This is a genomic window from Mesorhizobium sp. LSJC280B00, assembly GCF_000502835.1.
Taxonomy (GTDB): domain Bacteria; phylum Pseudomonadota; class Alphaproteobacteria; order Rhizobiales; family Rhizobiaceae; genus Mesorhizobium.
This window is the reverse complement of sequence record NZ_AYVL01000016.1, coordinates 14,661-40,076: the sequence shown is the minus strand read 5'-3', so window position 1 is coordinate 40,076 and position 25,416 is coordinate 14,661. Positions and strand designations below refer to the sequence as shown.

Sequence of the window (25,416 nt, the reverse complement as noted above, 5' to 3'; positions counted from 1 at the left end):
TGTTCACCAGGCATCGGGTTCGCGCACGAGGTGAATGATGTTGGCCGGATTGGTGATCCAGCCGCCGCGAAAGCCTTCGCCCAGTGCCTCAATGGCATCGCAGCGCACGACGCCGGCCTCGGCGAGATGCTCCGCAGCGGCCGGAAAATCATCGGTGAACAGTTCCAGCCAGATCTCGGCCTGGCTCATCATCGGCGCCTCGTCGATCCACAGCCGATTGGGACCAAGTTCGAACCCGACGGCCGGCGATTTGGCCGTGAATGGCTTCAGGCCGATGACGTCGCGATAGAAGGCGATCGTTGCCTGGTATTGATGCGGCGGGACTTTCATCGCGATGTTGATGCCGCCGGTGATCTTCGCGGTCATTTGCTGACTCCATTGCCGTGTTCAGGTTCGATTGGCCGGTTCGGTCCAGAACTCGCTATGCCAAATTGATTTGCCAGGAGACTCCGAACCTGTCGTTGAGCCATGCAAACCGGCGGCTGAAACCATAATTGTCCAGCGCCATCAGAAATTTGCCGTCCTTGGCCAGAGCCTCGACAATGCCGTTCAGCTCTGCCTCCGTGGAGCAATTCACATACAGCGAGACCGATGGCGTGAACGTGAAGGCATGGTGCACGGGGCTGTTGTAGACCATCACTTCCAGACCGCTTATGGACACGCGCGCCAGCTTGACCGTTCCTTCCGGGCCGTCTTCGCCGGAGCCGTAACGTGTGACGTCAAGGACGCTGCTGTCGGGGATCGTCTCGCAATAGAAGGTCATTGCCTCTTCGGCCTTGCCCTCGAACATCAGAAATGGCGTCACTTGCTTCATCGCAGGCCTCCGTCATCTTGGTGGCTTTTCAGATGTTGTTCTCGTTGGCCGGCTCGCCCTTCATCTCGCTGCGGTAATAGCCGTCGCGCAGATTGATGCCGTATTCGACATAGGCCTTCATGCAGGCCAGCATCTGCGACCAGCCCTCGCAATTGAGGTAGGATTTCTTCAGGCCGACCGCGTTCTCGTGCCAGCCGGTTTCGGCGATGGTGACGAAGGTGCCGCCATCGTCGAGCGGCTCGAAATTCATCTCGATGCGGGTCTTGTAGGCTGGCTTGCCGTCGGCGTCGGTGGCATCCCAGCGCAGCACGATGCGGCTGTCTTTCTTCACCTCGTCGACCTCGACGGGAACCTTGCCCCACCAGATGACGGTGGCGCCCGCCTCCAGCAGTGCGCTGGCGCCGCCGATCGTGGTGAAGTAGCCGCTAAGTTTCTTCGGATTGACGACCGCATCGAAGACTTCGGCGACGGGTTTGCCGATGCGGCCAGAAACCCTGAATCCAAGAGACATATCCACAGCTCCTTCCTTGAATGGCTCAAGGATATGTTATAGAAACATAACATGTCAAGCCAATCGCGAGACGACAATGTTTTCAAGGCGCTGGCGCATCCGCGCCGGCGTGCGTTGCTGGACCGGCTGAAGGATGCGCCGCAGACCACCGGCATGTTGTGCGATGCCTTCCCCGACATGGACCGCTGCACGGTCATGCTGCACCTGAAGGTGCTGGAGGAGGCCGACCTGGTCGTGGCGCGGCGCGAGGGGCGCGAACGCTGGAACCATCTCAACGCGCTGCCGATCAAGCACATCCACGACCGCTGGATCAGTCAATATGCCACGCACGCGATCAGCATCCTCGACCGGCTGAAATCCGATCTTGAGGGATGAAAGGTTTGCCGAAGCCTGCCGATTTTCGGATCTTGAAAGCCTTGCGTGCCGGCAGCAATGGCGCGGCTGGACGAATTGAGCCGATTTATCTATAAGCCGGCCATTCCGACAGCGAGCGCCGTCCGTCCGTCAGGGACGCAGCAGGACGTTCTGAAATTTTGAATTCGAGCATTTTGCAAGATGCCGGGTGGTTCACCAGGCGGCAGATGCTCTAGCCGAGAAGATGACAGGGGTGCCATGGCTGGCCATTCACAGTTCAAGAACATCATGCACCGCAAGGGCCGCCAGGATGCGGTGCGGTCGAAGATGTTTTCCAAGCTGGCGCGCGAAATCACCGTCGCCGCCAAGAGCGGCACGCCCGATCCATCGATGAACCCGCGCCTGCGCCTTGCGGTGCAGAACGCCAAGGCGGTGTCGATGCCGAAGGACAATATCCAGCGCGCCATCAACAAGGCGTCGATGGGCGATGCCGAGACCTACGAAGCCGTGCGCTACGAGGGTTACGGGCCAGGCGGCGTCGCGCTGATCGTCGAGGCGCTGACCGACAACCGCAACCGCTCGGCGTCGAATGTGCGCGCTGCCTTCACCAAGGCGGGCGGGGCGATGGGCGAGACCGGCTCGGTATCGTTCATGTGGGACCGCGTCGGCGAGATCTACTATCCGGCATCGGCCGGCAGCGCCGAGAAGGTGATGGACGCGGCGATCGAGGCCGGTGCCGACGACGTCCAGTCGGACGAGGAAGGCCACACGATCTACTGCGCTTTCGAGAATCTCGGCGAAGTGTCGAAGGCGCTGGAAGGCGCGCTCGGCGAGGCTGAATCGGTGAAGCCGATCTGGAAGCCGCAGACCAATATCGCGGTCGACGAGGAGCGGGCACAATCGCTGATGAAGCTGGTTGCGACGCTTGAGGACGACGACGACGTGCAGAGCGTCTACGCCAATTTCGAGGTCGACGAGGAGACCTTGGCGAAGCTCAGCGCGGCATGACCCAACACGCGCTGCCCACAGTCCGCATCACCTATTGCACCCAGTGCCTGTGGCTGCTCAGGGCCGGCTGGATGGCGCAGGAGCTGCTGTCCACCTTCGGTACCGATCTCGGCGAGGTGACGCTGGTGCCCGGCACCGGTGGCATCTTCACCATTTCCTGCAATGACACGCTGGTCTGGGACCGCAAGCGTGATGGCGGTTTTCCCGACGCCGCAAAGCTCAAGCAACTGGTTCGCGATGTCATCGATCCGGATCGCGATCTCGGCCATGCCGACCGCAAGGGCGATAAGTCAAAAGATCCTGCCTGAAGGCCTTTTACACTTCCGTCCTGCATTCACCGCCACGCGAAGATGAAGCAGCCCAGCGCCACGATGGCGGTGATGGTGCGGACGTGGTTCCACATCACCCAGTCCTTGAGATAGGTGGCCCACACGGCGGCGCCCTTGGCGCTTGCCGGATCGACCGCAGCCAGGGCGTTGTTGAGCGGCACGTTGAACATCATCGTCACGATCGGATTGCCGACGACATAGATCAGGGCGCCGGCGAGAAGCCAGAACGAACCCGGCTGGCTCCAGCCGATAAGAGCGCCGGCGGCGAGGACAAGACAGACCAGCCCGGTGCCGAAAAGTGCGGTCATGAATGTCGGCGTGATCACGGTGATGTTGATCGAATTCATGGCGGCGATGCCGCCTGCGGCAGGCAAGCGGGCGAGCGCCGGCATGATAAAGTTGGAGAAGGCGAAGAAAACGCCGCCGACAACGCCTGAGCCAATGGCAGCGACGAAGGTGAGGGTGGGAAGCAGTTTCATGATCATGTCAGTTGCTCCGGTTTCAGATTCGAGCAGTTCGATTGGTGCGTCGTCTAAAAATATGAATTATCCTCACATTTGCAAAACGTGATAAACCCTCGTATTTTGTCAGTCAAGCCATTTTTCTGGAGACAGTCATGGAAGGCACCGCTGCACCGGGTTCCCGCAACGAGCAGGCCGCATCGCCGCGCCGGGCGCCGAGCCAGCAGCGCAGCCGCGAGCGGGTCGAGCGCATGCTGGCTGCCGCCTCGGCGCTGATCGCCGAGCAAGGCAGCGACGCCATGCGCATGGGCGAGGTGGCCGAGAGGGCCGGCGTGTCGATCGGCTCGCTCTACCAGTTCTTCCCCGACAAGAGGGCGATCATCTGGGCGCTGGCCGAACGCTACACCGCCGAAAGCCAGGCCTGCATTGCGGCAGCGCTAGCCGAGGTCAATGACGCCGAAGGCCTGCGCCGGGCATTTTCGGAACTGGTGGATATCTACTACGGAATGTTCCTGGCTGAGCCGGTGATGCGCGACATCTGGTCGGGCACGCAGGCCGACAAGGCCTTGCGCGAACTCGAGCTCGCCGACAGCCGGGCCAACGCCGAATTCCTCACTGCGGTGCTGAAGCGGCTGCGGCCGTCCGCCGATCCGGAAGCGCTGGAAACGACGGCGTTTCTCATCTGGCAGATGGGCGAGGCCGCAATGCGGCTGGCGATCTCGGTCGGGCGGCAAGAGGGCGACAGGCTGGTTGCCGCCTACAAGCGGATGGCGCTGCGCGAGCTGGTCGGCGAATAGGGCCGTATTTTCGCAATAAAAAACCCGCCACGAAGGCGGGTTTCTCGATCTGCGAAACGCCAGTGCGCTTAAAGGCCGAAACCTTCGAAACGCTTCTTGAACTTCGACAGGCGGCCACCGCGGTCGAGCAGGGTCTGCTGGCCGCCAGTCCAGGCCGGATGGGTGGTCGGGTCGATATCGAGGTTCATCGTATCGCCTTCCTTGCCCCAGGTCGAACGGGTCATGTATTCGGTGCCGTCGGTCATGACGACCTTGATGGTGTGGTAGTCGGGATGGATATCGGTCTTCATGGGTCTGTTCCTGGCTTGCCGGGTGCTGCCGACGGGCTGAAGCCTGCGTCGATGCGCCCCTTTTTAAAACTCGAAGCCGCAGCTATTGAGGAGCCACGGCTTCTAAAACGGTCGGCGAGCCTATACATCAGCCGGAATTGAATCACAAGGCCGCGGCAAGCGCATATTGATGGCGCAAGCCTCAAAGGGCCAAAGGAAACGGTCATGGCGAACATCAGCGGCGATGCAGACGAGCGCAGGCGCTCGCTGAAGCCGCTGCAGCGCCTGTTTCCCTACATCACCCATTACCGCAAAATGGTCATCGGCGCGATCGTCTCACTGGCCGTCGCGGCGGCGACGACGCTGGCGCTGCCGCTGGCCGTGCGGCGGATGATCGACCACGGTTTTTCCGCTTCCGATTCCAGCTTCATTGCCGAATATTTCGCCATGCTGGTGGTGATGGCCGCCGTTCTGGCGGCGGCATCGGCCAGCCGCTACTATTTCGTCATCACGCTCGGCGAGCGCGTCGTTGCCGATATCCGCCGCGATGTCTTTGCCCACGTCACCACGCTGTCGCCCTCCTTCTTCGACACGGCCCTGTCGGGCGAGATCGTCTCGCGGCTCGCTGCCGACACGACACAGATCAAATCGGCCGTCGGTGCCACCGCCTCGGTGGCTTTGCGCAACGTCATCCTCGGCCTTGGCGCCGTGGCGATGATGGTCTTCACCAGCCCAAAACTGTCCGGCCTGGTCATCGCGGCCATTCCGCTAATCGTGCTGCCGCTGGTCGCCTTCGGCCGCTCGGTGCGGCGCAAGTCACGGCTGGCGCAGGATACGCTGGCCAATGCCACCGCCTATGCCAGCGAGCAGATCGGCGCGGTGCGCACCCTGCAGGCCTTCACCAACGAGAAGCTTGTAACCAGGTATTTTTCGTCCGCCGTGGAAGCAGCGTTCGAAGCGGCGCGGGCCTCGATCTTTGCCCGCTCGTTTCTCACCTTCTTCGCCATCTTCATGATCTTTTCGTCAGTCGTGGCGGTGCTGTGGTTCGGTTCGCGCGACGTGCTCGACGGCACGCTGTCGCCGGGCACGCTTGGTCAATTCCTGCTCTATTCGGTGTTCGCCGCCGGCGCGCTCGGCGCCCTGTCGGAGGTCTGGGGCGAACTGTCCCAGGCAGCGGGCGCTGCCGAACGGCTGACCGAGATCCTGGCCGAGAAACCCGCGATCCAGGCGCCCGCCGATCCGAAGCCGCTGCCGGCAAAGGCGAGAGGTGCGATCAGCTTCGACGATGTCTCCTTCTCCTATCCGGCCCGGCCCGACCGCGCCGCCGTCCATGGCCTGAGCTTTCAGGTCAAACCCGGCGAGACGGTGGCGATCGTCGGACCCTCGGGCGCCGGCAAGAGCACCGTGTTTTCGCTGCTTCTGCGCTTCTACGATCCGGAGTCCGGCGGAATCGTCATCGACGGGGTCGATCTGCGCGAGGCCGATCCGGCCGCGATCCGCGCGCGCATCGCCATCGTGCCGCAGGACGTCACCATCTTTGCCGCAAGCGCGCGCGACAATATCGGCTTTGGCCGGCCTGGCGCCAGCCAGGCCGAGATCGAGGCGGCGGCGAAGGACGCGCTTGCCGACGAGTTCATCCTGAAACTCGAAAAGGGCTATGACAGCCAGGTCGGCGAGCGCGGCGTGACGCTGTCGGGCGGCCAGCGCCAGCGCGTGGCGATCGCCCGCGCGATTCTGCGCGATGCGCCCATCCTGCTGCTCGACGAGGCGACCTCGGCGCTAGATGCCGAAAGCGAGACGCTGGTGCAGACGGCGCTGGACCGGCTGATGAAGGGCCGCACCACGATCGTCATCGCCCATCGGCTGGCAACCGTGCTGATGGCCGATCGCATCCTGGTCATGGATGGCGGCCGCATTGTCGAGGAAGGCACGCATCAGAGTCTGGTCGCCAAGGGCGGCATCTATGCGCGGCTGGCCAAGCTGCAGTTCGATACCGGGGCGAATGCTTTCAGGGGCGCGGCCGAGTAGCATCGCTCCATCCCGATGAAATCGGGATGAGGCTCCATCTTCTTGTTTGACCATGATCTTTTCCGAAAACCGGCGTCCACTTTTCGGGATCATGGTGCCCAGCGGCGGCCGAGATTCTTCAGCTACCGAAAGCTCGGCGTTTGCCGCGTCGATAGGCGATGAACAGGGGAACACCGACAAGCAACGACAACAAAAGCATGCTGGCGACGGTCTGTCGCTGCTCCTTTGCCGGATCGCTGAGCTGCACATCGGCAGGCGGCTCTTCATAGGTAAAATCGTACTGCCAGCGAACCTGGTCTGCGAGGTCATCGACGGTTTTCAGATAATCGGCAATCGCCTTGGCCGGTACTTCAGTCGCCAGCGTCTGAAAGTTCCATTCAACTTGCAATTCGGTGGGCGTGTTGGACCAGGATGCCTTGAGAGACAGATAGGGCGTCACGACGTTTTTCATCGACTCGCCGGAAAACCTCGCCTTGAGGTTGCGCACGGTCACCTTGTGGCGGCGGTAGAACTGGGGGCCGAGGGAGACGGGCCCGGTTCGGTCGACGATTGTCGGGGTTGGAAGAGAGTTGTTGCCGAGATCGGCCGCGCGGATCGGGAAATTCTTTGCCAGATCGTTGGCCGTCAGCGCCTCCGCCGGCAAGCGATAACTTTCCTTCACGCTCACTATGTTGCCGTCGCGGCGATCCACGATTTCCGGCTTGGCGATGGTTTGGATGCCTGGATATTGCTTGTTGTAGTATTTCAGGTAGGCGTCCGACACCTCGCTCAGCGACCGGCTGGCGAAATTGCCGCGCATCCAATCGGCATCGGCGTCCTCATATGTCGAGAAGACCGTCAGCACGAGGGGATCGCCCGGTTTCCGCGGAAAGTCGAATTCCTCGGCGATCTGGATCGACGGGCTGGTAAGCACAGGGCTCGGCATCTTCTCCAACCCGCCGGTGCTGGAAAGCGGCAGCGCGAAGCCGTAGTCCGGCTGTGCGAGATTGTGCGCCCTGCCGCCCTGAAGATAGTTCGTGGCGTCCAGCCAATATGTCTTTGCTCCGATCCTTGCCTTGACGATGGCATGGTCGAAATCGCGGAGCGCCGGCAGATGCTGGTCCAGGGCCCGTCCCTCGTCGAGATCGGCCAAGGCGACCTCGGCAGCAATGCCAAGCCGCACAAGCGACGAAACCAGCAGCAGGGCCTTGTCCTTGCAGTCACCGAACCCGCTCAGGATAACCGTCGCGGGATCACGCGGAACGTAGGAACCGGCACCCATCGACAGGCTTACATAGCGGATCTGGTCCTGCACCAACCGCATTGCCTCGACCATCCGGTCTTCGGGCACCGGATGCCGCAGAGCGATGTCGTCGAGCTTTGCGGCAAAAGCCGGGGGAAAAACGGTCGCTGGCTTGTAATAGGGCGCAACGGCATCGACCACACTTTGCCAATTCGCGGTAGACGCGACATCGATGGAGCCCCAGCCTGGATAGGTCACGGGCAGGTTGTCCTCGACATTGACCGGTTTCGGGTTTGGAATTTCCCATAGATAGGTGGTGTCCGGCCCAGTCGGGGAGATTGAGGGCTTAAGTCGCGTTCCCCTTGTCTTGATCTGGAGCGGCTGGCCCGAAGGCCAAATGATGCTTGTGCGGATAAGCGCTACCGGCTCTTCCCATTCGGTGGAGAAATTCTTGAAGAAAAGGTCCTTGCCGACCAGCGGTGTTACTTCGTAGGTCGACCCGTAATCGACGATGTCGCCGGTGCGCACATCATCGATGTTGACATGTGCTGTCAGCCAGCCGTCGAAGACACCCTTCTCGGCGTCTCTTTCCCTGCGGAAGATGTCGAATTCGACGCCTTCCAGCCGGTCCAGAACGGCGCCATCGCGGATGATGTGAAGATGGTTGAGCGTGACCTTGTGCCGGGACGGATCGAACTGCAGATCGATACTCGCGCCACGATCCAGGCCGGGACGGTCGACGATTTTATAGACGGTGCGCGAGTACTCGACATAGCCGCCGGCGCGATGCTTGATCTGGTCGTCCGAGAGCAGCCATGAAACGCCATTCTTGATTTGATCCGATCGGGTGGGATCGGCAGCCGGAATATCAAGCTGCTTTACCCAGCTTTCTGCCGGACCCTTGAGAACCATGTCGTCGGACATGGCCGGAGAACTCAGGCCGATCAATAAGATGAAAAATACCAAGCGGGGCCAGAAAGACTTCATCCTATGAAAACTGTAACAGACAGACATCTACGCTCGCCCAACTTGGAAGAACTCCTTTTTCAGAGGCTTTCCCACCAAAGTAAAGGCCAGTTTCGCGGATTTCTGCAGTCACCGCGGCAAGAACCTGGAATAGACGAAGCGGCTCAGTTCCCGTACCGCTTCTTCAGATGGTCAGTGAAATGTGCGGCATCGAGCTTTTCGCCGGTAGCGCGTTCGAGCAGTTCCGGTGTCGACCAGCGCGAGCCTTGCGACCAGATCCTTTTGCGGCGCCAGTCGTTGATCGCGGCGAAATCTCCCTTGGCGAGGTCTTCGTCGGCTGAAGGATGATCCCTGGTCAGCGCCGCCCATTGCTGCGCCGCCATCATGGCGCCCAGCGTGTAGGAGGGGAAATAGCCGAAGGCGGCACCCGGCCAGTGGACGTCCTGCATCGGACCGTCAGCCGGATTGTCTGATGTCGACAGGCCGAGATAATCGCGCATCTTGGCATCCCAGGCTTCGGGCAGGTCGGCTGCTTCCAGCCGTCCCGAGACAAGCTCCTGCTCCAGCTCGTAGCGCAGAATGACGTGCAGCGGATAGGTGACCTCGTCGGCATCGACGCGGATCAGGCCGCGCTCGACCCGGTGTACATGCGGCAGGATGTCGTCGATCGTCCAGCTCTCGCCGAGGTGTCTTTCGACCACCGGCAGTGCCCAGCGCCAGAATTCTGGATTGCGGCCGATCTGCTTTTCGACGAACAGGCTCTGGCTTTCATGCACCGCCATGCCGCGCGCTCTGCCCAGAGGCCAGTGCGCCCACGCCTTCGGCAGGTTCTGCTCGTACAGCGCATGGCCGGTCTCGTGCAGCACGCCCATCAGCGCCGACAGGAAATCCGAGGTCTTGTAGCGGGTGGTGATGCGCACGTCGCTCGGCACGCCGCCGCAGAAGGGATGGTGCGAAACCGACAGCGAGCCGTGGGTGAGGTCGAAGCCGACCGCCGCCATCATGGCGAGGCCAAGCTCGCGCTGCTTGTCCAAGGGGTATCTGCCGGAAAGCGGCTTCAGCGGATGTTTCGCCAGCCNGCCTTCCAGCGCCGGCAGGAAGCCGGCCCAGTCGTTCTTGGCGCGCAGGTCGCGCCAGAGCTGCTCGGAGCGCATGCGCGCGGTCGTCTGGCGCTCGACGAACTCGACCGGCAGGCAGGTCAGGTTGGTGTATTGCCGGCGGAATTCTCTGACCGCGGCCTGCTGCTCTTCGTTCAGCGCCTCCTGCTCGGCCGCCGCGATCCAGTCGGCAATCTCCGGCGCAGCCGCCCGGGCATGGTGCATGCCGGCAAGCGCCGACATTGCCTCTGCGCGCTTCTCGCCGCCGCCGACCGCCATATGGGTCGCCTCGTCGGCGCCGAGGATGGCGAGGGCGTGTTCCAGCGCTTCGAGCTTGTGGCCGAGGTCGTCGAGTTTTTGAAAGGACATTGTGGGTTCCGCTGATTTGACGGCGGGAAAAGATACCAATGCAAAAGTGTTGGCAACCCCGAAGCCGTCCGCGATCGACGCATTGACTGCCGGCTGCAACGGCCGAAAAGCATCTTGTGGAAGCGGTGGCGTGCGTGATCAATGTCGTCCGGCGGCGGCAGACCGCGATGCGGAGACGAAACATGATCGCCAATGTGCTGGTCGGGCTGGTGGCCGTGATCCACCTCTGCATCGTCTATCTTGAGATGGTGCTGTAGGACACGCCGCGCGGCCATATGGTATTCAGGCTGACGCCGGAATTCGCCAGTGCCTCGAAAGTGCTCGCGGCCAATCAGGGGCTTTACAACGGCTTTCTCGCAGCCGGCCTGATCTGGGGCTTTACCTCGGCGAAGCCGGTTTCCAGTTCAAAGTCTTCTTCCTGCTCTGCGTCGCCGTCGCCGGCCTTTACGGCAGCGACGGCGGGCCGTAAAATCCTGTTCATCGAGACAGTGCCGGCAGTGCTGGCGCTGATTGCACTGGCGTTGGGCTAGCGCATGATCCCCGAACCGAAAGCTGGAAAAGGATCATGCGCAAAATCCATTGCCACAGTGCCGGGCACTGCGGCCGATTTCAGCCGCCTGGATAAGTTGGGCCGTAGCCGTTGGGATAGTATCCGCCATCGGCGCCGTTGCCGATGAGGAAGGCACTGCCGGTGTCAGCGCGCAGCTTTTGGCTGACATCGTCGAGCTGCGCCAGCAACTGCTGATATTGCGTGCCCGGCATCGTTCCATCGCGTGCGGCCCTCTGGGCGGCCCGATCGAGTTGAGCGACCTGCGTGCGCAAGTCACGTGCCTCGCCCGGGTCGAGCTTGTTCGCCCGGATGGCGCCCTGGATACCCGTCTCCACACTCTGGATCTGATTGATCAGGGCCGTCGCACGCGGGCCGGCGTGAGCGCCAGCAAACGGAACGGCGAGGAGAAGTGTGGCGAGCGTAGCAGTCCTGAGATTCGTGGGAGCGAAGAAGCGCATGGTTGCGTCTCCTTTACTGGGGAAGGCGGTGGTTGGGAGGGTCTTGCCTTCCGGCCGCGGGCCGTCAGGTTCCGTCGCGTCGCGATGAGCGGTTCCACCGCCGGCGGTTCTCGGCCCATGACCAAGGCTAAAAGGCCATGGCGGCAAAGTGTAATTAAAAAAAGGTAATTTTTTCAGCGCTTGCCGCTGCCGCACCAGTGCCCTAAATGCCGCCGACTTGAGCCGGCCCGACCTGGCGCATGATACAAGCCAAAGGCCTGCAGATCACCGCTCGGTCAGCTTCAACTCGATGCGGCGGTTCTTGTTGCGCGCCTCTTCGGTATCGGCGGGGTCGAGCGGCTGGAATTCGCCGAAGCCGGCCGCGACCAGCCGGTTGGCCGGCACGCCGTTCTCGATCAGGAACTTGACCACCGATGTCGAGCGCGCCGTCGATAATTCCCAATTGTCGCGGTAGCGGCCGGTACCGGAGAGCGGCTTGTTGTCGGTGTGGCCGTCGACGCGCAGCACCCAGTTGATCTCCGGCGGGATTTCCTTTTGCAATTCGATGATGGCATCGGCGAGCTTCTTCATCTCGACCTTGCCGGCATCGTTGATCACCTCGGAGCCGGTCGGGAAAAGCACTTCCGACTGGAAGACGAAGCGGTCGCCGACGATGCGGATGTTCTCGCGGTCGGCAAGAATTTCACGTAAGCGGCCGAAGAAATCGGAGCGGTAGCGGTTTAGCTCCTGCACGCGTTGCGCCAGTGCGACGTTGAGGCGGCGGCCGAGATCGGCGATCTTGGTGTTGGATTCGCGGTCGCGCGTTTCGGACACGTCGAGCGCTTGTTCGAGCGCTGCGATCTGCCTGCGCAGCGCCGAAATCTGCTGGTTGAGGATCTCGACCTGGCTCAGCGCCTGCTGGCTGATCTGGCGCTGGCTGTCGAGCTCGCCGGAAAGTGCCGTCGCGCGCTGGTTGGCGGCATCGCCGGCACCAGCGCCTTGCGCCAGCAATTGCTCGAGCCGGCTCTTTTCCGCCTCCGACGCGGACAGCGACGCCTGCAAATTGGCAAGGGTGTCCTCCTTGTCCTGCGTCGTCGAGCGTTCCAGCGCCAGAAGCTGGGTCAACTCGTTGATCTGCGAATTGAGGCGGTTGAGCACCGTGTCCTTGCCGGAGATCTCGCGGCCGAGCAGGAACTGCGCCAGCACGAAAACCGTGAGCAGGAACATGATCGCCAACAGCAGCGTCGACAGCGCATCGACGAAGCCCGGCCAGTAATCGATGCGGCGGTCGGAGCGCCGGCCTCGTGCCAACGCCACGTCAATGCACTCCAGGCTTCTTCAAGGCGTCGGCGATCTTCTCCAGGGTGTTGCGCATCGCCTTCTGCTCGTCGGACTGGGCCTCGACCCAGTCGCGCATGATCTGCTGTTCCGAGCGCATGTTCTTGACCAGGCCGGAAATGCCGTCGGCGAGATTGGCCATGGCGGTGGCGACGCGCGGATTGGAGCCGCCGCCATTCTCCTGCAGAGTGCGCAGCTTTTCCGACAACAGCCGGATTTCCTCGGAGGGTTCGGTCTTGGCCGCGTCGGCAACGACGATGTCGGAGGACAGGTCGGTGACCGAGGACAGCCAGTTTTCGAGTTCGGTATAGAAGCGCGTCTGGGCGCGGCCGGCCTGCAGGTCGAGGAAGCCGAGCACCAGCGAGCCGGAGAGGCCGAACAGCGAGGACGAGAAGGCGGTGCCCATGCCGGCCAACGGAGCGGAAAGCCCCTGCTTCAGGGATTCGAGCACGGCCGCGGCATCGCCGGTGCCGGGATCGAGCGACTCGATGGTTTCGCGGATCGAGCCGATCGTGTTGAGCAGGCCCCAGAAGGTGCCGAGCAGGCCGAGGAACACCAGCAGTCCGACAAGGTAGCGCGACGTGTCGCGGCTTTCGTCGAGGCGGGTGGCGATCGAATCCAGCATGGTGCGCATCGAACTGGTCGAGAAAGCAATCGTCGAGGAGCGGCCGATCATCGCCTTCATCGGCGCCAGCAACACCGGTTCGGTGGTTTCGGAACCGGCGCGGAACGAGTTGACCCAGCGCACCTCGCGGAACAGCCGGCCGACCTGGACGAAGGCCAGCAGGATGCCGACCGCCAGCACGCCGATGATCAGGCCGTTGAGGCCGGGATTGGTGACGAAGGCGGTCGAGATCTGGCGGGTCAGGATGGCGGCGATGAAGGCCACGATGAACAGAAAGATCACCATGGTCAGCAGAAACACCTGCGGGCTCGACAATTTGTGCGGGTCGTAGATCAGAACGTCGGAGCGCCTGCCCATGCCGAAGGATCTGAGAAGAGTCATCCGTGCCCCGTTTCCGATGCCGTCGCCGCCGATCAATTTGTGTTTGCGACTCTAAACGGAATTGTGACGAAATTGAATGGCGCTTGGCAATATTGCCACTGTCCGCGACCGGAGGTCAAAGCCGGTTGATGACCAGGCAGTCGACCATGGCGGCCAGATGCAGGCCGGCGCCGGTGACGACAAAGCCATGCCACAGCGCATTGTGGAAGCGCAGGCCCTTCCAGGCGAAGAAGATCACGCCACAGGAGTAGACGATGCCGCCGGCAACGATGAGCGCGATCGATGTCGCCGGCAGCGTCCGCACGAGCGGCTCCACCAGAACGATACCGCTCCAGCCGATGGCCAGGTAGAAGACGATCGCCAGCCGGTCGAAACGGCCGGGAAGAAAGACCTTGATGGCGATGCCGACCGCCGCGGCGGTCCAGACCAGGACGATCATGGAAACGGCCAGCGGCGAGCCGCCGAGCTGGGCCAGGAAAGGCGTGTAGGTGGCAGCGATCAGCAGATAGATCGCGGCATGGTCGAAGCGCCGCAATATCCATTTTGCCGGCGACGACACCGGCCAGACATTGTAGGCCAGCGAAACCGACAGCACGGTGAGCAGCGAGACTACATAGAAGGCGGCGGCAACGTATTCGCCGGGGCCGGTTCGATAGGCGGCCAGTGCCAGCAGCGTCGAGCCGGCAGCGATCGCCAGCACGATGCCCACGGCGTGGACAATGCCGTCGGCGATGATCTCGGCGCGCGAGTAATGCCAGCGCCCCATAAAGGGAATGTCGAGCTGGGAGAGTTCGCTCTGGGGTTGGGGCCGGCTGTTCGTCATCGATGATCCTGCGCCACCTTATCTGGGCGGCCGCGGGACAGTATTTCAAGCTTTGGTTGCGGTTTTGCGACTGCGGCGGTTCAGCGCGGCGTGCCTGTATCAGCCGGCTGAGAGTGGCCTTTTGATAGTCTTCAACAGCGCGCGCTGGATGAGTTCGTTGCCGGCGACCAGTGAACCGGCGTTCAGCACATCCTGTCCCCCGGCGAAATCGGAGACGAAACCGCCCGCCTCGCGGATCAGCAAAATGCCGGCGGCGACATCCCAGGCCGACAGGCCGGTTTCCCAGAACCCGTCCATGCGGCCGGCGGCGACGTAGGCGAGATCGAGCGAGGCGGAGCCGAGACGGCGGACGCCAGAGACCTCGGCCATGACATTGCGCAACTCGATGAGGAAATTGCCGTGCTGGCCACGCCCGAGATGCGGCATGCCGCAGCCGATCACCGCATCGACCAGCTTGGTGCGGCCGGCGACGCGCAGCCGGCGGTCGTTCATGAAAGCGCCGCCGCCGCGCTCGGCGGTATAGAGCTCATCCATCGCCGGATTGTAGACGACGCCGGCGACGATCTGGCCCTGGCGCTCCAGCGCGATCGAAACGGCAAAGAGCGGAATGCCGTGCAGGAAATTGGTGGTGCCGTCGAGCGGGTCGACGATCCAGCGGTGCTGGCCGTCGTCGCCCTCGATCACGCCGCGTTCCTCCATCAGGAAGGCGTAGCCGGGCCGCGCCTTGGAGAGTTCGGCAAAGACGATGTCTTCGGCCTTGCGGTCGGCCTGGCTGACATAGTCGCCCGGCCCCTTCATCGAGACCTGCAGGTTCTGCACTTCGCCGAAGTCACGCGACAGCGAGCGGCCGGCCTTCATTGCGGCCTGGACCATGACATTGAGGATCGCGGAACGCGCCATTGCTGTTCTTCCTGTCGCTGCGCCTATTTGCCTTGACGCATCATCTTATCCAAAAAGTCTGCAACTCTTTGGGATCACGCCTTAGTCGGCGCGGCGCACGTAAGTGATTTCGTTGGTATCGACGATGATGCGCTCGCCCGAGCCGATGAACGGCGGCACCAGCACGCGGATGCCGTTTTCGAGTATCGCCGGCTTGTAGGACGAGGCTGCCGTCTGGCCCCTCACCACCGGGTCGGCCTCGGTGATGGTCAGCGTCACCTGGTCGGGCAGCGAAATGCCGATCGGCCTTTCGTCATAGAGCTGGACCGTCACCATCATGCCGTCCTGCAGGAAGGCGGCGCGATCGCCGACGAACTCCTTTTGCAATTCGAGCTGCTCGTAGCTTTCGGTGTCCATGAACACCAGCGCGTCCCCCTGCTCGTAGAGGAAAGAAAAATCCTTCAGATCGAGCCGGATCTGCTCGACCGTCTCGGCCGAACGGAAGCGCTCGTTGAGCTTGGTGCCGTTGATCAGGTTCTTGAGTTCGACCTGGTTGTAGGCGCCGCCCTTGCCGGGCTTGACGGTGTTGGTCCTGACCGCCACCCAAAGGCCGCCATCGTGCTCGATGACGTTGCCGGGACGGATTTCGTTGCCATTGATCTTGGCCATGGTGAGGTGATCCGGAAATGAGATGATCGCCGCAAAGGGCAATTTGGCGCCTCCAAGACCACAAATCGCCAGCAGAGGCAAGGAGCGCCTTCCGATGAAGCGGGAACGAAGCTGGCCCGGCAGCGCGGCGTGGCGGCCTCAGTCCGTCCTGACAGTCGCGGTGACGGCCTCGGTCACTGCGTCGGCGACCTCTCTCAAAAGATGCAGGTGCGGCGAACGCAGGACGACAATTCGCAGCGACAGCTCGAGGCCGGGAGCGTCGACCAGGGCAATGCCCTGCGGCAGCTTTTCCCGCAGCAGCCGCCTGGGCAGCAGGCCAAGGCCTTGGCCTCGACGAACCCAGTCGATCTGCAGCGCGCTGTCCTGAATCTCGGCGCCGACAGTCAATCTGTTCCCGCCCTCAGCAAGGGCAGCCGTCAGCCGCCGGCGCGCGTCGCAAGGCTCAGGGCTGAGGATCCAGGGCATGGTCTTGACGTCGGCTTGCCGGACAGTGCTTTCGGCAGCGATGACGCCGAGGGCCTCGGTTCCGACAACGCCGTCGCCAGCTTTGGAATTGCTGCCGTCCAGGATGACGGCGAGGTCAAGCTGTCCGCGCTTGTGCTGGTCGGCCAACTCAAGGCTCCAGCCGCTCTTCAGACGCAGCGAGACCTTCGGAAACCGGGCCACGGCATCACCAATGGCGGCGGCCACGGCTTTGTCGCAAAGTCCATGCGCGAGGCCGAGCCGCAGCAGGCCCTCCGGCTCGTCGCCCTTGGCGAATGATCTCAGCGCGGCGACGGCGGCGAGAATTTCCTTGCCGCGTGCCAGCACCTCTACGCCGGCCGGGGTCAGTCGCGACGGCTTTAGCCGGCGGTCGAGCAATTCCGTGCCGAGCATCTCCTCCAGCCGCTGGATCTGGCGGGTGACGGCCGGCTGCGTCAATGGCAGGCGTTGCGCCACCTTCTGAATCGAACCCTCCTCGGCAAAGAGGGCCAGTGTTTTCAGTTCTTCAAGCACGACACACCCGAACATGTCATAGAAGCATAATTATCCTGAACATTATGAATTTGAAATCCGATGGATGGCAAGCGATTTTCTTCCGGCAGGACCCCAGCTGGAAAGGAACGACGATGAAGGCGATCGAATTGCAGAGCCCGGGCGGCCTCGAGAACCTCAGAATGGTCGAGCGGCCGATGCCTGAGCCAGGGCGCCAGGAGATGATTGTGAAGGTCAAGGCGACGGCGCTGAACTACCGCGATGCCGAGATCGTTCGCGGCAGCTATCACACGAAGTTTGCATTGCCGCTGGTGCCGCTGTCGGACGGCGTCGGCGAAGTCGTTGCCATCGGCGCCGAGGTCAGCCGGTTCAAGATCGGCGACCGGGTCTGCGGCACGTTCTGGCAGCGCTGGGTCGGCGGCAGTTTCGCCATGGCCGAGCCATCCTATCAACGTGGCGGCCCGATCGACGGGCTGCTCAGCGAATTTGCCCGGCTCGACGAACAGGCGGCGGTGCTGGCGCCGGCCAATCTGAGCGACCTCGAAGCGGCGACGCTGCCATGCGCCGGCGTGACGGCATGGCACGCGCTGTTTACGGAGGGCAGCGTCAAACCCGGCGACACCGTGCTTTGCCTCGGCACCGGCGGCGTTTCGCTGTTTGCGGTGCAGTTCGCCGCCGCTGCCGGGGCGCGCGTCATCGTGACGTCGAGCAGCGACGAGAAGCTTGCGCGGGCAAAGCAACTTGGCGCGCAGGATGGCGTGAACTATCGCAGCGTCCCCGATTGGGCATCGGCCGTGCTGGGATTAACGGATGGCCGCGGCGCCGACCATATCATCGAGGTTGGCGGACCGCAGAGTTTTGCACAATCGCTGAGGGCAGCGGCGCGCGGCGCCCAGATCAACGTCATCGGCTATCTCGGCGGCAGTGACGGCGCCATCAACCCGCTCGACATCTTCCGCCGGCAGGTCCGGGCGCGAGGCATACCGGTGGGCTCACGCGAATCCTTCGAGGCGATGAACCGCGCCATTGTCGTCAACCGGTTGAGACCGGTGATCGACCGGGTCGTGCCATGGAGCCGGGCCGCCGAAGCCTTTCGGTACCTTGAACACGGCTCTCCCTTCGGCAAGGTCGTGCTCGATCATACGCAATGAGTCCGCCTGATGAGCCTGGTGCAATGAGTCGCGAGACCGCGGTCAGGGCAGGCGGTTGGCCCGTTGCAGCGCCTGCTGCGTCTGCTCGTCGGTCAGGCCCTGCAGGAAATCGTCCATCTCTTGGTCGATGAGCCCGGCGCGGCGGGCGACAACATACCAGGCGCCGGCGAGGATCAGATCCGGGTCGGTGCCGATGCCGTTCATGTAGAGCTTGGCGAGACGGTTCTGGGCGGCGACATTGCCGCCCTCGGCGGCCTGCTTCATCCAGTTGAAGCCGGATTTCAGGTCGCGGGCGCCGCCGCGCCCCTCGATCATCCAGGTTGCGAGATCGATCTGTGCCGTGTCGTAGTTCTGCCGCGCGGCCTGTGCCAGCAGGCCGCGGGCGCGGACATCGTCGCGCGGCTTGCCGCCGGCGCCATTGGCGTAGACCTGTGCCATCGCATATTGTGCGTCGGCAAGCCCGGTCGCGGCAGCGCGCTCGTAATAGGACACGGCTTTGGCAATACCGGCATCGCCGGGCTCCTGTTCGACCATCAGCTGCGCAAAATTGAACTGCGCCAGGCGGTTGCCGGCCTCGGCGGCGGCCTGCATCAGCGCATAGGCTTCCTTCTCGTCCTTTTTGACGTAGCGGCCGTCGAGCAGCATCAGCGCATACTGGAATTGCGATTCCGGCACGCCCTGCTCGGCGGCAAGCGCATACCACTTCGCCGCCCCTGCCGCGTCGACCGGCACGCCGAGGCCGCGCGACAATATCTCGGCCACCAGCGTCTGTGCCGCCGGATCGCCGTTTTGAGCGCGCGAAAGCGCAAGGTTGTAGGCCGTCTTGTAGAGCCCGCGCTGAAAGGCGCCGTAGGCAGCGTCGGACGGCTTTGCGCCGAAGCGGTCGGGGTTGATGGTATCGGCCGACGGCAACGGGGCGGTGGTGGCGGGCTGCGGCAATTGTGCGGCGATGGGCTTGTCGGCAGGTTCGCTGGAATCCGGCCTGGGCTGCGGCAGCGGAACGGGTTCCGCCGCTATCGCCTGCGTCACGGCCGTTGCAAGAAAGGCGCTGAAAAGGATTTTCCGCGAGAGCACGTCAGTCCTCGAAGCGCGGCGCGGTTTCGTCGAGCAGCGCGTTGGCGGCGGCGACCGCCATCTTCGGATCGACGCCGTCGGCGAAAACGGCGCTGGATAGCGCCACGAATTCAGCGCCGGTGGCGGCGACCGCTTCCACCGAGGCAAGATCCGATCCGGCCATGACGATGCAGGGGATATGGATGACGTCCGCCCACCATTGCCCGAGCGACAGGTTGCGGGGGTGCGGCTCAGGCTTGTTGTCGTAACCGAAACGGCCGAAGAAAATGTAATCAGGCCTGACCTCGCCGAGTTCCAGCGCATCGTCGCGGGTCTTGGCGCCGCCGGTGCCGACCATCATCCTGGCCTGGAAGTGTTCGATCGTTTCGGCGAGCTCGTCCTTGCCGACCTCGACATGGATGCCGTCGGCCTGGACGCGGCCGGCGATGCGGGTGTCGCCGGCAATGATGACGGCAATGCCGGCCGCTTGCGCCACCGGCACGATCTGCTCGGCAAAGGCTTGGAAAGAGGCCTCGTCCATACCGTTTTCCGGCAGGATAAGCGAGGCGACGTCACCGCCGTCGAAGGCCGCGGCGATGCGCTCGGCCGGCACGTTCGGCGGCGCGATCAGCACGATACGGCAGCGGTTGGGCGGCGTTGCGTCATTCATTGGTGTTCGGTCCCGGTTATCGCCTATGCCGGGCGAAGATGGTTGCATTGCGGCATAGAGCAAAGTGCGGGGATTGAACAGGCGGCAGGGGGATCACGTTTGCCGGCAACGATTCCATAGGGTTCGGCGCATGGCTGCCGTTAGCCGAAATTCTCCTCGCCTGGTCGCTTGCGGCCCTACGCAGGCACCTTCGATTTCCACAGCGACCAGCCGAGATTCATGCCGGCGGCGGCGACCAGGATGGCCGCGGCGCCGACGATCTGCGCCGGATGCAGCCGATGGCCGAAGGCGACGACATCGACGAGGATGGCGACGACTGGGTAGATGAAGGACAGCGATCCCTGCAGATGCGTCGGCAGCTTCTGGATGGCACCGTACATGAGGATGTACATCAGGCCGGTATGGACGATGCCGAGTGTCGCCAGCATGACCCAGCTCCGCGCATCGACGGGAAGGTGGGTGAGATTGGCGAAGGGTGCCAGCATGAGAACGCCGACGCAGACCTGGATCAGGGCGATCAGGTGCGGCGGCGTGCCTTTGAGCTTCTTGGTGACGATAGCCGCAACGGCCCAGAAGAAAGCCGCGGCCAGCGCCATCGCAATGCCGGTAAAGTAATCCGTACCATGATCGCCTGCATCGGGCGCGGCCTGCACGATCAGCAGCATGCCGGCGAAGGCGATGCCGAGCCAGGTCAGCTTGGTCACCGTCAGCCGTTCGGAGAAGAAGAGCGCGCCAAAACCCACCAGCATAAAGGGCTGCGTATTGTAGACAGCCGTGGCGATCGAGATCGACGCGCGGGAAAACGCGCTGAACAGCAACAGCCAGTTGATAACGATGGCAGCACCGCCGAGCGCCGCGATCGCGACAATGCGAAGCGACAGCCTGCCGCGCAGCAGTCCCAGCGCCGCGCAGATGATCAGCAGCGTTACCGCCCCGAAAGCACAGCGCCAGAACACCACGTCCATGATGGGTTGGCCGGAAAGCACGACGAACCAGCCGATCGTGCCGAGGATCGCCATCGCCGCCGTCATTTCGATCGTGCCGCGTACCGTGTTGTCCATGGATGCTCCTGAAATCCGTTGAGATTTTATAATCCCACAGCGGATCGGGTCTTTCCATCACTTCTAGTTGGTGATATGCATGATGAACCTCATTAAATTAGGTAAACATCGGCTTTTTCTTGGAATTGTAAAATGCTGGACGAGCTCGACAGAAAGCTCCTCGATATCCTGGTCAAGGATTCACGGACCTCGCTGAAGGAACTGGCGCTGCAGGTCGGGCTGTCGTCGCCAAGCGTTTCGGAGCGGCTTCGGCGGCTAGAGGATCGCGGCGTCATCCGCGCGTTCACCATCGACATCGATCCGCAGGCGCTCGGCTACGCCTTGCAGGCGATCGTTCGCATCCGGCCATTGCCGGGCAAGCTGCACATCGTCCAGAAGCTGATCGAGGAAATCCCGGAATTCGGCGAATGCGACAAGGTGACGGGCGATGACTGCTTCGTTGCCCGGCTGTTCGTCCGCTCGATCGGCGAGCTCGACGGGATTCTCGACCGCATCGCCGACAAGGCCGAAACCAGCACGGCCATCATCAAGGCGCAGCCGATCCGGAGACGCCCGCCACCGCTCGACATGCCAAACATGTGACGGGTTCGGTGGCGTGGCCCAAGTATTTGCGGTCGCGGTCCGATCATTTCTGGTTTATTCCAGAGATCACTTTCCCTCCAGCGTCCTTTCCCATGTCAGGCCTGCTCGTCGATCCCTGGTTCTATGCCGCGGCCATTCCGGCCGTCATCCTCGTCGGCCTGTCGAAAGGCGGCTTCGGCGGCGCCGTCGGCTTTGTCGGCGTGCCGTTGATGGCGCTGACCATGCCGCCGGTTCAGGCTGCCGCAATTCTTCTGCCAATTCTGTGCCTGATGGACATTGTCTCGGTGTGGACGTGGTGGGGTATCTTTGACCGCAAGATGCTGGCCGACATGATGCCGGGCGCCGTGATCGGCATCGCCCTTGGCTGGCTGACGGCGGCACTTGTAACCGAAGAGATGGTGCGGCTGATCGTCGGCGCGGTTGCCCTGATCTTCGTGCTGCGCTGGCTCTATTTGCAACTCCGCCACGGTGCCGGCCACGCGGCGGAGCCCAACCGCGTCGCTGCGGGCTTCTGGGGTACTGTTGCCGGGTTCACCAGCTTCGTCGCCCATGTCGGCGGCCCGCCTTTTCAGGTCTATGCGCTGCCGATCAGGCTCGATCCGAAGGTGCTGTCGGGCACCGCGGCGATCTTTTTCGCCGTCACCAACGCGCTGAAGCTCATCCCTTATTTCGCGCTCGGCCAGTTCGACGCCACCAATTTGACCGCGTCGGCGGTGCTGATGCCGCTGGCGCCGCTGTCGACAATCGCCGGCGCCTGGCTGGTGCGGCGGATGCGGCCGGAGCTGTTCTATCCCTTCACCTATGCGACCGTGGCGGTCGTCGCGGTCAAGCTTCTGTGGGACGGCATCGCCGGCCTCCTGTAAGACGGCGGCCCCATTCGGCCGCCGCCGGATTCCTTACACCTCAGGCGGCACTCGGCAGCAGCTGCCGCGTCCTGCCAAGCGCCAGGGCAATGCCGGTTGCCAGTACGAGCGCCATGCAGCCCAGAATGGTGATGTCGTGCAGCGTCGGCTTCAGCACCATGTCCGCGATGATCACCAGCATCACCGAATAGTCGAAGCGCGCGGCGCTGAGAACGCGCTGGCCCTGGGCAAGCACTGCCGGCGTCACGCCCTCCTTGGCGATCATGCCTGCCATGCGGTCGGCAGTCGGCTTGAAGATGAACATGCCGATGCAGAAGGTCGTCGCATAACCGGCAAGGCCGATCAGCACCCACAGATCGGAAAAGCCGACCCAGAAGCCGCACATGATGAGGCCGAAAAGCAATGTCAGCATCGACATCGGCGCGAAGAACCGGTTGCCGAGCTCGCCGGTGGCGCGCATCGCCTGCAGCATGCCTTCGACGTTTCCAGCGCGGTCGGCGCGTACCGCGAGCAGCATCAGCGTGAAGCCGCCGCCGACCCAGAGGATCGCCGAGACGATATGCAGAAATTTAACGGCCGAGTACCAGTCCATTATTCGCTCCTTGAGAGATTTGATGATTTGCCGGAGCGCAAGGTTTGCTCCGCCTCGTTGCGAGGAACGGGCGTTTAGCGCGGCGCCTGTTTCGGAACGATGTCGCGCGCAGTGCCGTTTTGTTTCGGTAAGCCGGTCACCATTTGGAGGAAACCATGGCGCAAGCGTCGCCCCGACTTTCCAGCCGGTGGTGTGAACGGCGCCGTGGCCAGTCAGCTGTGCTGTTACGGCACAGATGCTGGGCGCTTGATCGAAAAATATGCCCCGCGTTAAAGCTTCGTTAAGCTTTACAGGCGTTTACTATGTCCATCCAGTGATCTGGATTCTTACCGAGTGGTTGGAGCCACTTTGTTTGACGCCTCCCTGTTAAACTCCTGAGAGCCGCCTTATCCGCGGCTCTTTTTTTGTCCGCTGGCATGGGCGTTCTTCCGGCTAAATGCGGCCGTTAACCGTTTGTTAAACATGTGCTTGCCTTCGCTGGCAGCGAAGCGCATTTTCAAGCTTCAGTCGTTTAGGCTGCCGGATATGGCGGCCAAGAGCCGAATCGGCCGGCTGTCAGGCAAGTGCAGGGGCGTAGCGATGAACGAGCCTTCGAAGGCGAGCGCGAAAACCATCAAGCTGGCGGAGCGCCGGGTTTTCTCCCAATCCTTCAAGCCGCTCTATCAGGAAGGCATGGGCCTGGTCGAGCAGGCCGCCGAATATCTCGACGGCAAGGGCCGCGCCGAGGCCAAGAAGCTGTCGAGGCTGGCGGCGACGCTTTATGCGGCCGAATCGATGCGGCTGACCACCAGGCTGATGCAGGTCGCCTCGTGGCTGCTTTTGCAGCGGGCGGCGAATTCCGGCGAGATGACCCGCGATCAGGTGGCCTCAGAAAAATCCAAGGTGCGTCTCGATACCGCCTCCGCGCATGAGGAGGCGCCCGGCTGGGCCGAGCTGCCGACGGATTTCATCGATCTCGTCAACCGCTCGCTGCGCCTGCAGGCGCTGGTGCGCCGCATGGACGAGGAGATCTATGGCGGCCTCGCCGAGGTGCCGCCGTCGAGCCGTCGCCTCAATCCGGTGTCCGACCAGATCACGCTGCTCAACACGGCTTTCGCCCGCGGCTGAGAGAACGTTTCATAATTCTACTCCGGCGGCCATCTAGACTAACCGCGAAGGGATGGGCTCGCGATCATCAGGCGGGGAGAATCACGCAGCAGCAGGCGCGATCCGACCTCCACGATAGACCTGATCGCTGGGAGCAGCTCCTGCCCCAATGACGTCAGCTCATACTCCACGGTCGGCGGCGATGTCGGCATCACGTGGCGTGCGAGGACGCCACGCTCCTCGAGATCGCGCAACCTGCCGGTCAGCACCTTCGCCGAAATGGCTGGGATATCGCGGCGCAATTCGGAGAACCGGCGCGGGCCGTCGCTCAAGGACCAGAGCACCTCGGGTGTCCAGCACCCGCCAAGCAGCGCCATGCACCTCGACATGGGGCAGCCGGGAAGCGCCTTCACCTTCGTTCGCATCCTGAGGACCATCGCGCATCTTCCATGAGAGTTTCCAGTTGGATACCGGAAAATGATGGTAACTACAAGATACGTGGTTTCCGACGGTAACGAGAGCCGCTATCTGAGGCTCTCAATCCATCCAACCACGAAATGGACAGAACGATGTACGCAATAACTGGAGCAACAGGACAGCTTGGCCGTCTCGTGATCGACGCACTGCTGAAGACAGTTCCGGCCAGCCGGATCGTTGCGGCGGTTCGTGATCCGGCAAAGGCCAGCGATCTTGTCCAACGCGGCGTAGTCGTGCGGGAGGCGGACTATAATCGTCCCGACACGCTCCCGATGGCGCTGGCCGGCGTCGATAGACTGCTGCTGATTTCCTCGACCGAAGTCAGCGGCCGCTTGCCGCAGCATCGGTCAGTGATCAAGGCCGCCCAACGGGTGGGGGTTTCGCTGATCGCTTACACAAGCATGCTGCATGCGGACACGTCTCCCGCGAGGCTCGCGGTCGAACATCGGCAGACGGAGGAGGTCATCGCGGCCTCCGGCCTACCCGCCGTCATCCTGCGCAACGGCTGGTACACCGAGAACCATCTGATGGCGCTCCCGGCGGCTCTGGAGCACGGCGCCTTCATCGGCGCCGCAAATGAGGGGCGCTTCTCGTCCGCGGCGCGGCAGGATTATGCCGAGGCCGCGGCCGTGGTGCTGACGAGCGAGGATCAAGCAGGGAGGACTTACGAGCTCGCCGCGGACCAAGCCTTCACGCTCGCCGAGCTTGCGGCGAAGGTCTCGCGGCAATCGGGCAAAGCGATCGCCTACAACGATCTTGCCGGGGCGGCCTATGAGGGTGTGTTGACAGGCGCCGGGCTGCCCGCCGATCTCGCCGCTATCCTGGCCGATGCCGACATTGCAGCCTCACGCGGAGCGTTGTTCGATGACGGCGGCGCCATGAGCCGGCTGATCGGTCGACCGACAACGCCACTGGAGAGCGTCGTTGCGGCAGCATTGCGCGGTTGAAACCGAGATGGCTGTCACATCCGCCAAAGGAT

General features: G+C 62.8%; 30 protein-coding genes and 1 pseudogene. 12 read left to right on the top strand and 19 right to left on the bottom strand.

Features of this window, described 5'->3' with window-relative positions; genetic code table 11:
* Positions 1–3: 3 nt before the first annotated feature.
* The 3 genes from X773_RS60475 to X773_RS60465 are packed head-to-tail and all read right to left on the bottom strand — an operon-like array spanning position 4 to position 1,325.
* Positions 4–366: a glyoxalase/bleomycin resistance/dioxygenase family protein gene (locus tag X773_RS60475; protein ID WP_023678033.1), complete on the bottom strand. Its 363-nt coding sequence runs from the start codon at positions 364–366 to the stop codon at positions 4–6.
* Between the two features lie 55 nt (positions 367–421).
* Positions 422–814: a VOC family protein gene (locus X773_RS60470; protein ID WP_023678032.1), complete on the bottom strand. Its 393-nt coding sequence runs from the start codon at positions 812–814 to the stop codon at positions 422–424.
* Between the two features lie 28 nt (positions 815–842).
* Positions 843–1,325, bottom strand: a complete 483-nt coding sequence (locus X773_RS60465; RefSeq protein ID WP_023678031.1) for an SRPBCC domain-containing protein — start codon at positions 1,323–1,325, stop codon at positions 843–845.
* A gap of 51 nt (positions 1,326–1,376) precedes the next feature.
* Here X773_RS60465 and X773_RS60460 point away from each other — a divergent pair, with 51 nt between their 5' ends.
* From X773_RS60460 to X773_RS60450, 3 genes are all read left to right on the top strand, one after another.
* Positions 1,377–1,700 carry a helix-turn-helix domain-containing protein gene (locus X773_RS60460; protein ID WP_023678030.1) on the top strand — a complete coding sequence of 108 codons (324 nt, stop codon included), beginning with the start codon at positions 1,377–1,379 and terminating at the stop codon, positions 1,698–1,700.
* A gap of 237 nt (positions 1,701–1,937) precedes the next feature.
* Complete coding sequence (locus X773_RS60455) at positions 1,938–2,687, top strand: YebC/PmpR family DNA-binding transcriptional regulator (protein ID WP_023678028.1); 750 nt, start codon at positions 1,938–1,940, stop codon at positions 2,685–2,687.
* The gene (locus X773_RS60450; RefSeq protein WP_023678027.1) at positions 2,684–2,995 is read left to right on the top strand and encodes a SelT/SelW/SelH family protein; all 312 of its coding nucleotides are present in this window, start codon (positions 2,684–2,686) and stop codon (positions 2,993–2,995) included. Before X773_RS60455 ends, X773_RS60450 begins: the two co-directional genes overlap by 4 nt.
* Positions 2,996–3,021: 26 nt before the next feature.
* Here the strand turns inward: X773_RS60450 and X773_RS60445 are convergent, their stop codons facing one another.
* The gene (locus X773_RS60445; RefSeq protein ID WP_023678026.1) at positions 3,022–3,501 is read right to left on the bottom strand and encodes a DUF1772 domain-containing protein; all 480 of its coding nucleotides are present in this window, start codon (positions 3,499–3,501) and stop codon (positions 3,022–3,024) included.
* Positions 3,502–3,632: 131 nt separating this feature from the next.
* Here X773_RS60445 and X773_RS60440 point away from each other — a divergent pair, with 131 nt between their 5' ends.
* On the top strand, positions 3,633–4,274 hold the full coding sequence (locus X773_RS60440; RefSeq protein ID WP_023678025.1) for a TetR/AcrR family transcriptional regulator: 642 nt from the start codon (positions 3,633–3,635) through the stop codon (positions 4,272–4,274).
* 68 nt (positions 4,275–4,342) lie between these two features.
* Here X773_RS60440 and rpmE read toward each other — a convergent pair whose 3' ends face one another.
* Positions 4,343–4,564 (bottom strand): 50S ribosomal protein L31, encoded by a 222-nt coding sequence (gene rpmE / locus X773_RS60435; RefSeq protein ID WP_006327661.1) that lies wholly within the window; start codon positions 4,562–4,564, stop codon positions 4,343–4,345.
* A gap of 204 nt (positions 4,565–4,768) precedes the next feature.
* On the opposite strand from rpmE, the gene X773_RS60430 reads away from it, so the two are divergent.
* Positions 4,769–6,571 (top strand): ABC transporter transmembrane domain-containing protein, encoded by a 1,803-nt coding sequence (locus tag X773_RS60430; RefSeq protein ID WP_023678024.1) that lies wholly within the window; start codon positions 4,769–4,771, stop codon positions 6,569–6,571.
* A gap of 118 nt (positions 6,572–6,689) precedes the next feature.
* On the opposite strand, the gene X773_RS60425 is transcribed toward X773_RS60430, so the two are convergent.
* Both X773_RS60425 and X773_RS60420 read right to left on the bottom strand, forming a co-directional pair.
* Positions 6,690–8,717 (bottom strand): DUF3857 domain-containing protein, encoded by a 2,028-nt coding sequence (locus X773_RS60425; protein ID WP_023678023.1) that lies wholly within the window; start codon positions 8,715–8,717, stop codon positions 6,690–6,692.
* Positions 8,718–8,923: 206 nt separating this feature from the next.
* Positions 8,924–10,225: a carboxypeptidase M32 gene (locus X773_RS60420; protein WP_023678022.1), complete on the bottom strand. Its 1,302-nt coding sequence runs from the start codon at positions 10,223–10,225 to the stop codon at positions 8,924–8,926.
* 134 nt (positions 10,226–10,359) lie between these two features.
* Between X773_RS60420 and X773_RS79060 the strand changes: the two genes are divergently transcribed.
* Both X773_RS79060 and X773_RS60415 read left to right on the top strand, forming a co-directional pair.
* Positions 10,360–10,482, top strand: a complete 123-nt coding sequence (locus X773_RS79060; protein ID WP_280952106.1) for a hypothetical protein — start codon at positions 10,360–10,362, stop codon at positions 10,480–10,482.
* A 15-nt stretch (positions 10,483–10,497) separates the two neighbouring features.
* Positions 10,498–10,755, top strand: a pseudogene (locus X773_RS60415) (DUF1304 family protein); the annotation flags it as partial.
* Positions 10,756–10,834: 79 nt separating this feature from the next.
* Here the strand turns inward: X773_RS60415 and X773_RS60410 are convergent.
* From X773_RS60410 to X773_RS73720, 7 genes are all read right to left on the bottom strand, one after another.
* A complete protein-coding gene (locus tag X773_RS60410; protein ID WP_023678021.1) occupies positions 10,835–11,233 on the bottom strand; it encodes a hypothetical protein in 399 nt (132 codons plus the stop codon).
* 264 nt (positions 11,234–11,497) lie between these two features.
* The gene (locus X773_RS60405; protein WP_023678020.1) at positions 11,498–12,529 is read right to left on the bottom strand and encodes a peptidoglycan -binding protein; all 1,032 of its coding nucleotides are present in this window, start codon (positions 12,527–12,529) and stop codon (positions 11,498–11,500) included.
* Between the two features lies 1 nt (position 12,530).
* On the bottom strand, positions 12,531–13,556 hold the full coding sequence (locus X773_RS60400; RefSeq protein WP_023678019.1) for a MotA/TolQ/ExbB proton channel family protein: 1,026 nt from the start codon (positions 13,554–13,556) through the stop codon (positions 12,531–12,533).
* Between the two features lie 115 nt (positions 13,557–13,671).
* Complete coding sequence (locus X773_RS60395) at positions 13,672–14,379, bottom strand: hemolysin III family protein (RefSeq protein WP_023678018.1); 708 nt, start codon at positions 14,377–14,379, stop codon at positions 13,672–13,674.
* Positions 14,380–14,478: 99 nt separating this feature from the next.
* A complete protein-coding gene (locus tag X773_RS60390) occupies positions 14,479–15,279 on the bottom strand; it encodes an inositol monophosphatase family protein (protein ID WP_023678017.1) in 801 nt (266 codons plus the stop codon).
* Positions 15,280–15,360: 81 nt separating this feature from the next.
* The gene (gene efp / locus X773_RS60385) at positions 15,361–15,927 is read right to left on the bottom strand and encodes an elongation factor P (RefSeq protein WP_023678016.1); all 567 of its coding nucleotides are present in this window, start codon (positions 15,925–15,927) and stop codon (positions 15,361–15,363) included.
* Positions 15,928–16,065: 138 nt separating this feature from the next.
* Positions 16,066–16,923, bottom strand: coding sequence for a LysR family transcriptional regulator (locus X773_RS73720; protein ID WP_198023577.1), 858 nt, complete (start codon positions 16,921–16,923; stop codon positions 16,066–16,068).
* Positions 16,924–17,036: 113 nt separating this feature from the next.
* On the opposite strand from X773_RS73720, the gene X773_RS60380 reads away from it, so the two are divergent.
* Positions 17,037–18,053 carry an NAD(P)-dependent alcohol dehydrogenase gene (locus tag X773_RS60380; RefSeq protein WP_023678014.1) on the top strand — a complete coding sequence of 339 codons (1,017 nt, stop codon included), beginning with the start codon at positions 17,037–17,039 and terminating at the stop codon, positions 18,051–18,053.
* Positions 18,054–18,095: 42 nt separating this feature from the next.
* On the opposite strand, the gene X773_RS60375 is transcribed toward X773_RS60380, so the two are convergent.
* From X773_RS60375 to X773_RS60365, 3 genes are all read right to left on the bottom strand, one after another.
* Positions 18,096–19,127, bottom strand: coding sequence for a tetratricopeptide repeat protein (locus X773_RS60375; protein WP_023678013.1), 1,032 nt, complete (start codon positions 19,125–19,127; stop codon positions 18,096–18,098).
* A gap of 1 nt (position 19,128) precedes the next feature.
* The gene (locus X773_RS60370) at positions 19,129–19,776 is read right to left on the bottom strand and encodes a thiamine phosphate synthase (protein WP_023678012.1); all 648 of its coding nucleotides are present in this window, start codon (positions 19,774–19,776) and stop codon (positions 19,129–19,131) included.
* A gap of 176 nt (positions 19,777–19,952) precedes the next feature.
* Positions 19,953–20,837 carry a DMT family transporter gene (locus X773_RS60365; protein ID WP_023678011.1) on the bottom strand — a complete coding sequence of 295 codons (885 nt, stop codon included), beginning with the start codon at positions 20,835–20,837 and terminating at the stop codon, positions 19,953–19,955.
* A gap of 132 nt (positions 20,838–20,969) precedes the next feature.
* Between X773_RS60365 and X773_RS60360 the strand changes: the two genes are divergently transcribed.
* Both X773_RS60360 and X773_RS60355 read left to right on the top strand, forming a co-directional pair.
* Positions 20,970–21,419 (top strand): Lrp/AsnC family transcriptional regulator, encoded by a 450-nt coding sequence (locus X773_RS60360; RefSeq protein WP_023678010.1) that lies wholly within the window; start codon positions 20,970–20,972, stop codon positions 21,417–21,419.
* Between the two features lie 92 nt (positions 21,420–21,511).
* Positions 21,512–22,282 (top strand): sulfite exporter TauE/SafE family protein, encoded by a 771-nt coding sequence (locus X773_RS60355; RefSeq protein ID WP_023678009.1) that lies wholly within the window; start codon positions 21,512–21,514, stop codon positions 22,280–22,282.
* 40 nt (positions 22,283–22,322) lie between these two features.
* On the opposite strand, the gene X773_RS60350 is transcribed toward X773_RS60355, so the two are convergent.
* Entirely contained in the window at positions 22,323–22,874 is a 552-nt protein-coding gene (locus tag X773_RS60350) for a DUF2269 family protein (RefSeq protein ID WP_023678008.1), read from the bottom strand.
* A 579-nt stretch (positions 22,875–23,453) separates the two neighbouring features.
* On the opposite strand from X773_RS60350, the gene X773_RS60345 reads away from it, so the two are divergent.
* Complete coding sequence (locus X773_RS60345; protein WP_023678007.1) at positions 23,454–23,981, top strand: DUF1465 family protein; 528 nt, start codon at positions 23,454–23,456, stop codon at positions 23,979–23,981.
* Between the two features lie 38 nt (positions 23,982–24,019).
* On the opposite strand, the gene X773_RS60340 is transcribed toward X773_RS60345, so the two are convergent.
* Positions 24,020–24,337 (bottom strand): helix-turn-helix domain-containing protein, encoded by a 318-nt coding sequence (locus X773_RS60340; RefSeq protein WP_245274745.1) that lies wholly within the window; start codon positions 24,335–24,337, stop codon positions 24,020–24,022.
* Positions 24,338–24,529: 192 nt separating this feature from the next.
* Between X773_RS60340 and X773_RS60335 the strand changes: the two genes are divergently transcribed.
* Positions 24,530–25,384 carry an SDR family oxidoreductase gene (locus X773_RS60335; RefSeq protein WP_023678005.1) on the top strand — a complete coding sequence of 285 codons (855 nt, stop codon included), beginning with the start codon at positions 24,530–24,532 and terminating at the stop codon, positions 25,382–25,384.
* Positions 25,385–25,416: the final 32 nt, after the last annotated feature.

Excerpts from the sequence above, each read along its gene's own strand:
- X773_RS60475 (WP_023678033.1), bottom strand. The coding sequence starts at position 366 with ATGACCGCGAAGATCACCGGCGGCATCAACATCGCGATGAAAGTCCCG.
- X773_RS60470 (WP_023678032.1), bottom strand. The coding sequence starts at position 814 with ATGAAGCAAGTGACGCCATTTCTGATGTTCGAGGGCAAGGCCGAAGAG.
- X773_RS60465 (WP_023678031.1), bottom strand. The coding sequence starts at position 1,325 with ATGTCTCTTGGATTCAGGGTTTCTGGCCGCATCGGCAAACCCGTCGCC.
- X773_RS60460 (WP_023678030.1), top strand. The coding sequence starts at position 1,377 with ATGTCAAGCCAATCGCGAGACGACAATGTTTTCAAGGCGCTGGCGCAT.
- X773_RS60455 (WP_023678028.1), top strand. The coding sequence starts at position 1,938 with ATGGCTGGCCATTCACAGTTCAAGAACATCATGCACCGCAAGGGCCGC.
- X773_RS60450 (WP_023678027.1), top strand. The coding sequence starts at position 2,684 with ATGACCCAACACGCGCTGCCCACAGTCCGCATCACCTATTGCACCCAG.
- X773_RS60445 (WP_023678026.1), bottom strand. The coding sequence starts at position 3,501 with ATGATCATGAAACTGCTTCCCACCCTCACCTTCGTCGCTGCCATTGGC.
- X773_RS60440 (WP_023678025.1), top strand. The coding sequence starts at position 3,633 with ATGGAAGGCACCGCTGCACCGGGTTCCCGCAACGAGCAGGCCGCATCG.
- rpmE (WP_006327661.1), bottom strand. The coding sequence starts at position 4,564 with ATGAAGACCGATATCCATCCCGACTACCACACCATCAAGGTCGTCATG.
- X773_RS60430 (WP_023678024.1), top strand. The coding sequence starts at position 4,769 with ATGGCGAACATCAGCGGCGATGCAGACGAGCGCAGGCGCTCGCTGAAG.
- X773_RS60425 (WP_023678023.1), bottom strand. The coding sequence starts at position 8,717 with ATGTCCGACGACATGGTTCTCAAGGGTCCGGCAGAAAGCTGGGTAAAG.
- X773_RS60410 (WP_023678021.1), bottom strand. The coding sequence starts at position 11,233 with ATGCGCTTCTTCGCTCCCACGAATCTCAGGACTGCTACGCTCGCCACA.
- X773_RS60400 (WP_023678019.1), bottom strand. The coding sequence starts at position 13,556 with ATGACTCTTCTCAGATCCTTCGGCATGGGCAGGCGCTCCGACGTTCTG.
- X773_RS60395 (WP_023678018.1), bottom strand. The coding sequence starts at position 14,379 with ATGACGAACAGCCGGCCCCAACCCCAGAGCGAACTCTCCCAGCTCGAC.
- X773_RS60390 (WP_023678017.1), bottom strand. The coding sequence starts at position 15,279 with ATGGCGCGTTCCGCGATCCTCAATGTCATGGTCCAGGCCGCAATGAAG.
- efp (WP_023678016.1), bottom strand. The coding sequence starts at position 15,927 with ATGGCCAAGATCAATGGCAACGAAATCCGTCCCGGCAACGTCATCGAG.
- X773_RS60380 (WP_023678014.1), top strand. The coding sequence starts at position 17,037 with ATGAAGGCGATCGAATTGCAGAGCCCGGGCGGCCTCGAGAACCTCAGA.
- X773_RS60370 (WP_023678012.1), bottom strand. The coding sequence starts at position 19,776 with ATGAATGACGCAACGCCGCCCAACCGCTGCCGTATCGTGCTGATCGCG.
- X773_RS60365 (WP_023678011.1), bottom strand. The coding sequence starts at position 20,837 with ATGGACAACACGGTACGCGGCACGATCGAAATGACGGCGGCGATGGCG.
- X773_RS60360 (WP_023678010.1), top strand. The coding sequence starts at position 20,970 with ATGCTGGACGAGCTCGACAGAAAGCTCCTCGATATCCTGGTCAAGGAT.
- X773_RS60355 (WP_023678009.1), top strand. The coding sequence starts at position 21,512 with ATGTCAGGCCTGCTCGTCGATCCCTGGTTCTATGCCGCGGCCATTCCG.
- X773_RS60350 (WP_023678008.1), bottom strand. The coding sequence starts at position 22,874 with ATGGACTGGTACTCGGCCGTTAAATTTCTGCATATCGTCTCGGCGATC.
- X773_RS60345 (WP_023678007.1), top strand. The coding sequence starts at position 23,454 with ATGAACGAGCCTTCGAAGGCGAGCGCGAAAACCATCAAGCTGGCGGAG.
- X773_RS60340 (WP_245274745.1), bottom strand. The coding sequence starts at position 24,337 with ATGGCGCTGCTTGGCGGGTGCTGGACACCCGAGGTGCTCTGGTCCTTG.
- X773_RS60335 (WP_023678005.1), top strand. The coding sequence starts at position 24,530 with ATGTACGCAATAACTGGAGCAACAGGACAGCTTGGCCGTCTCGTGATC.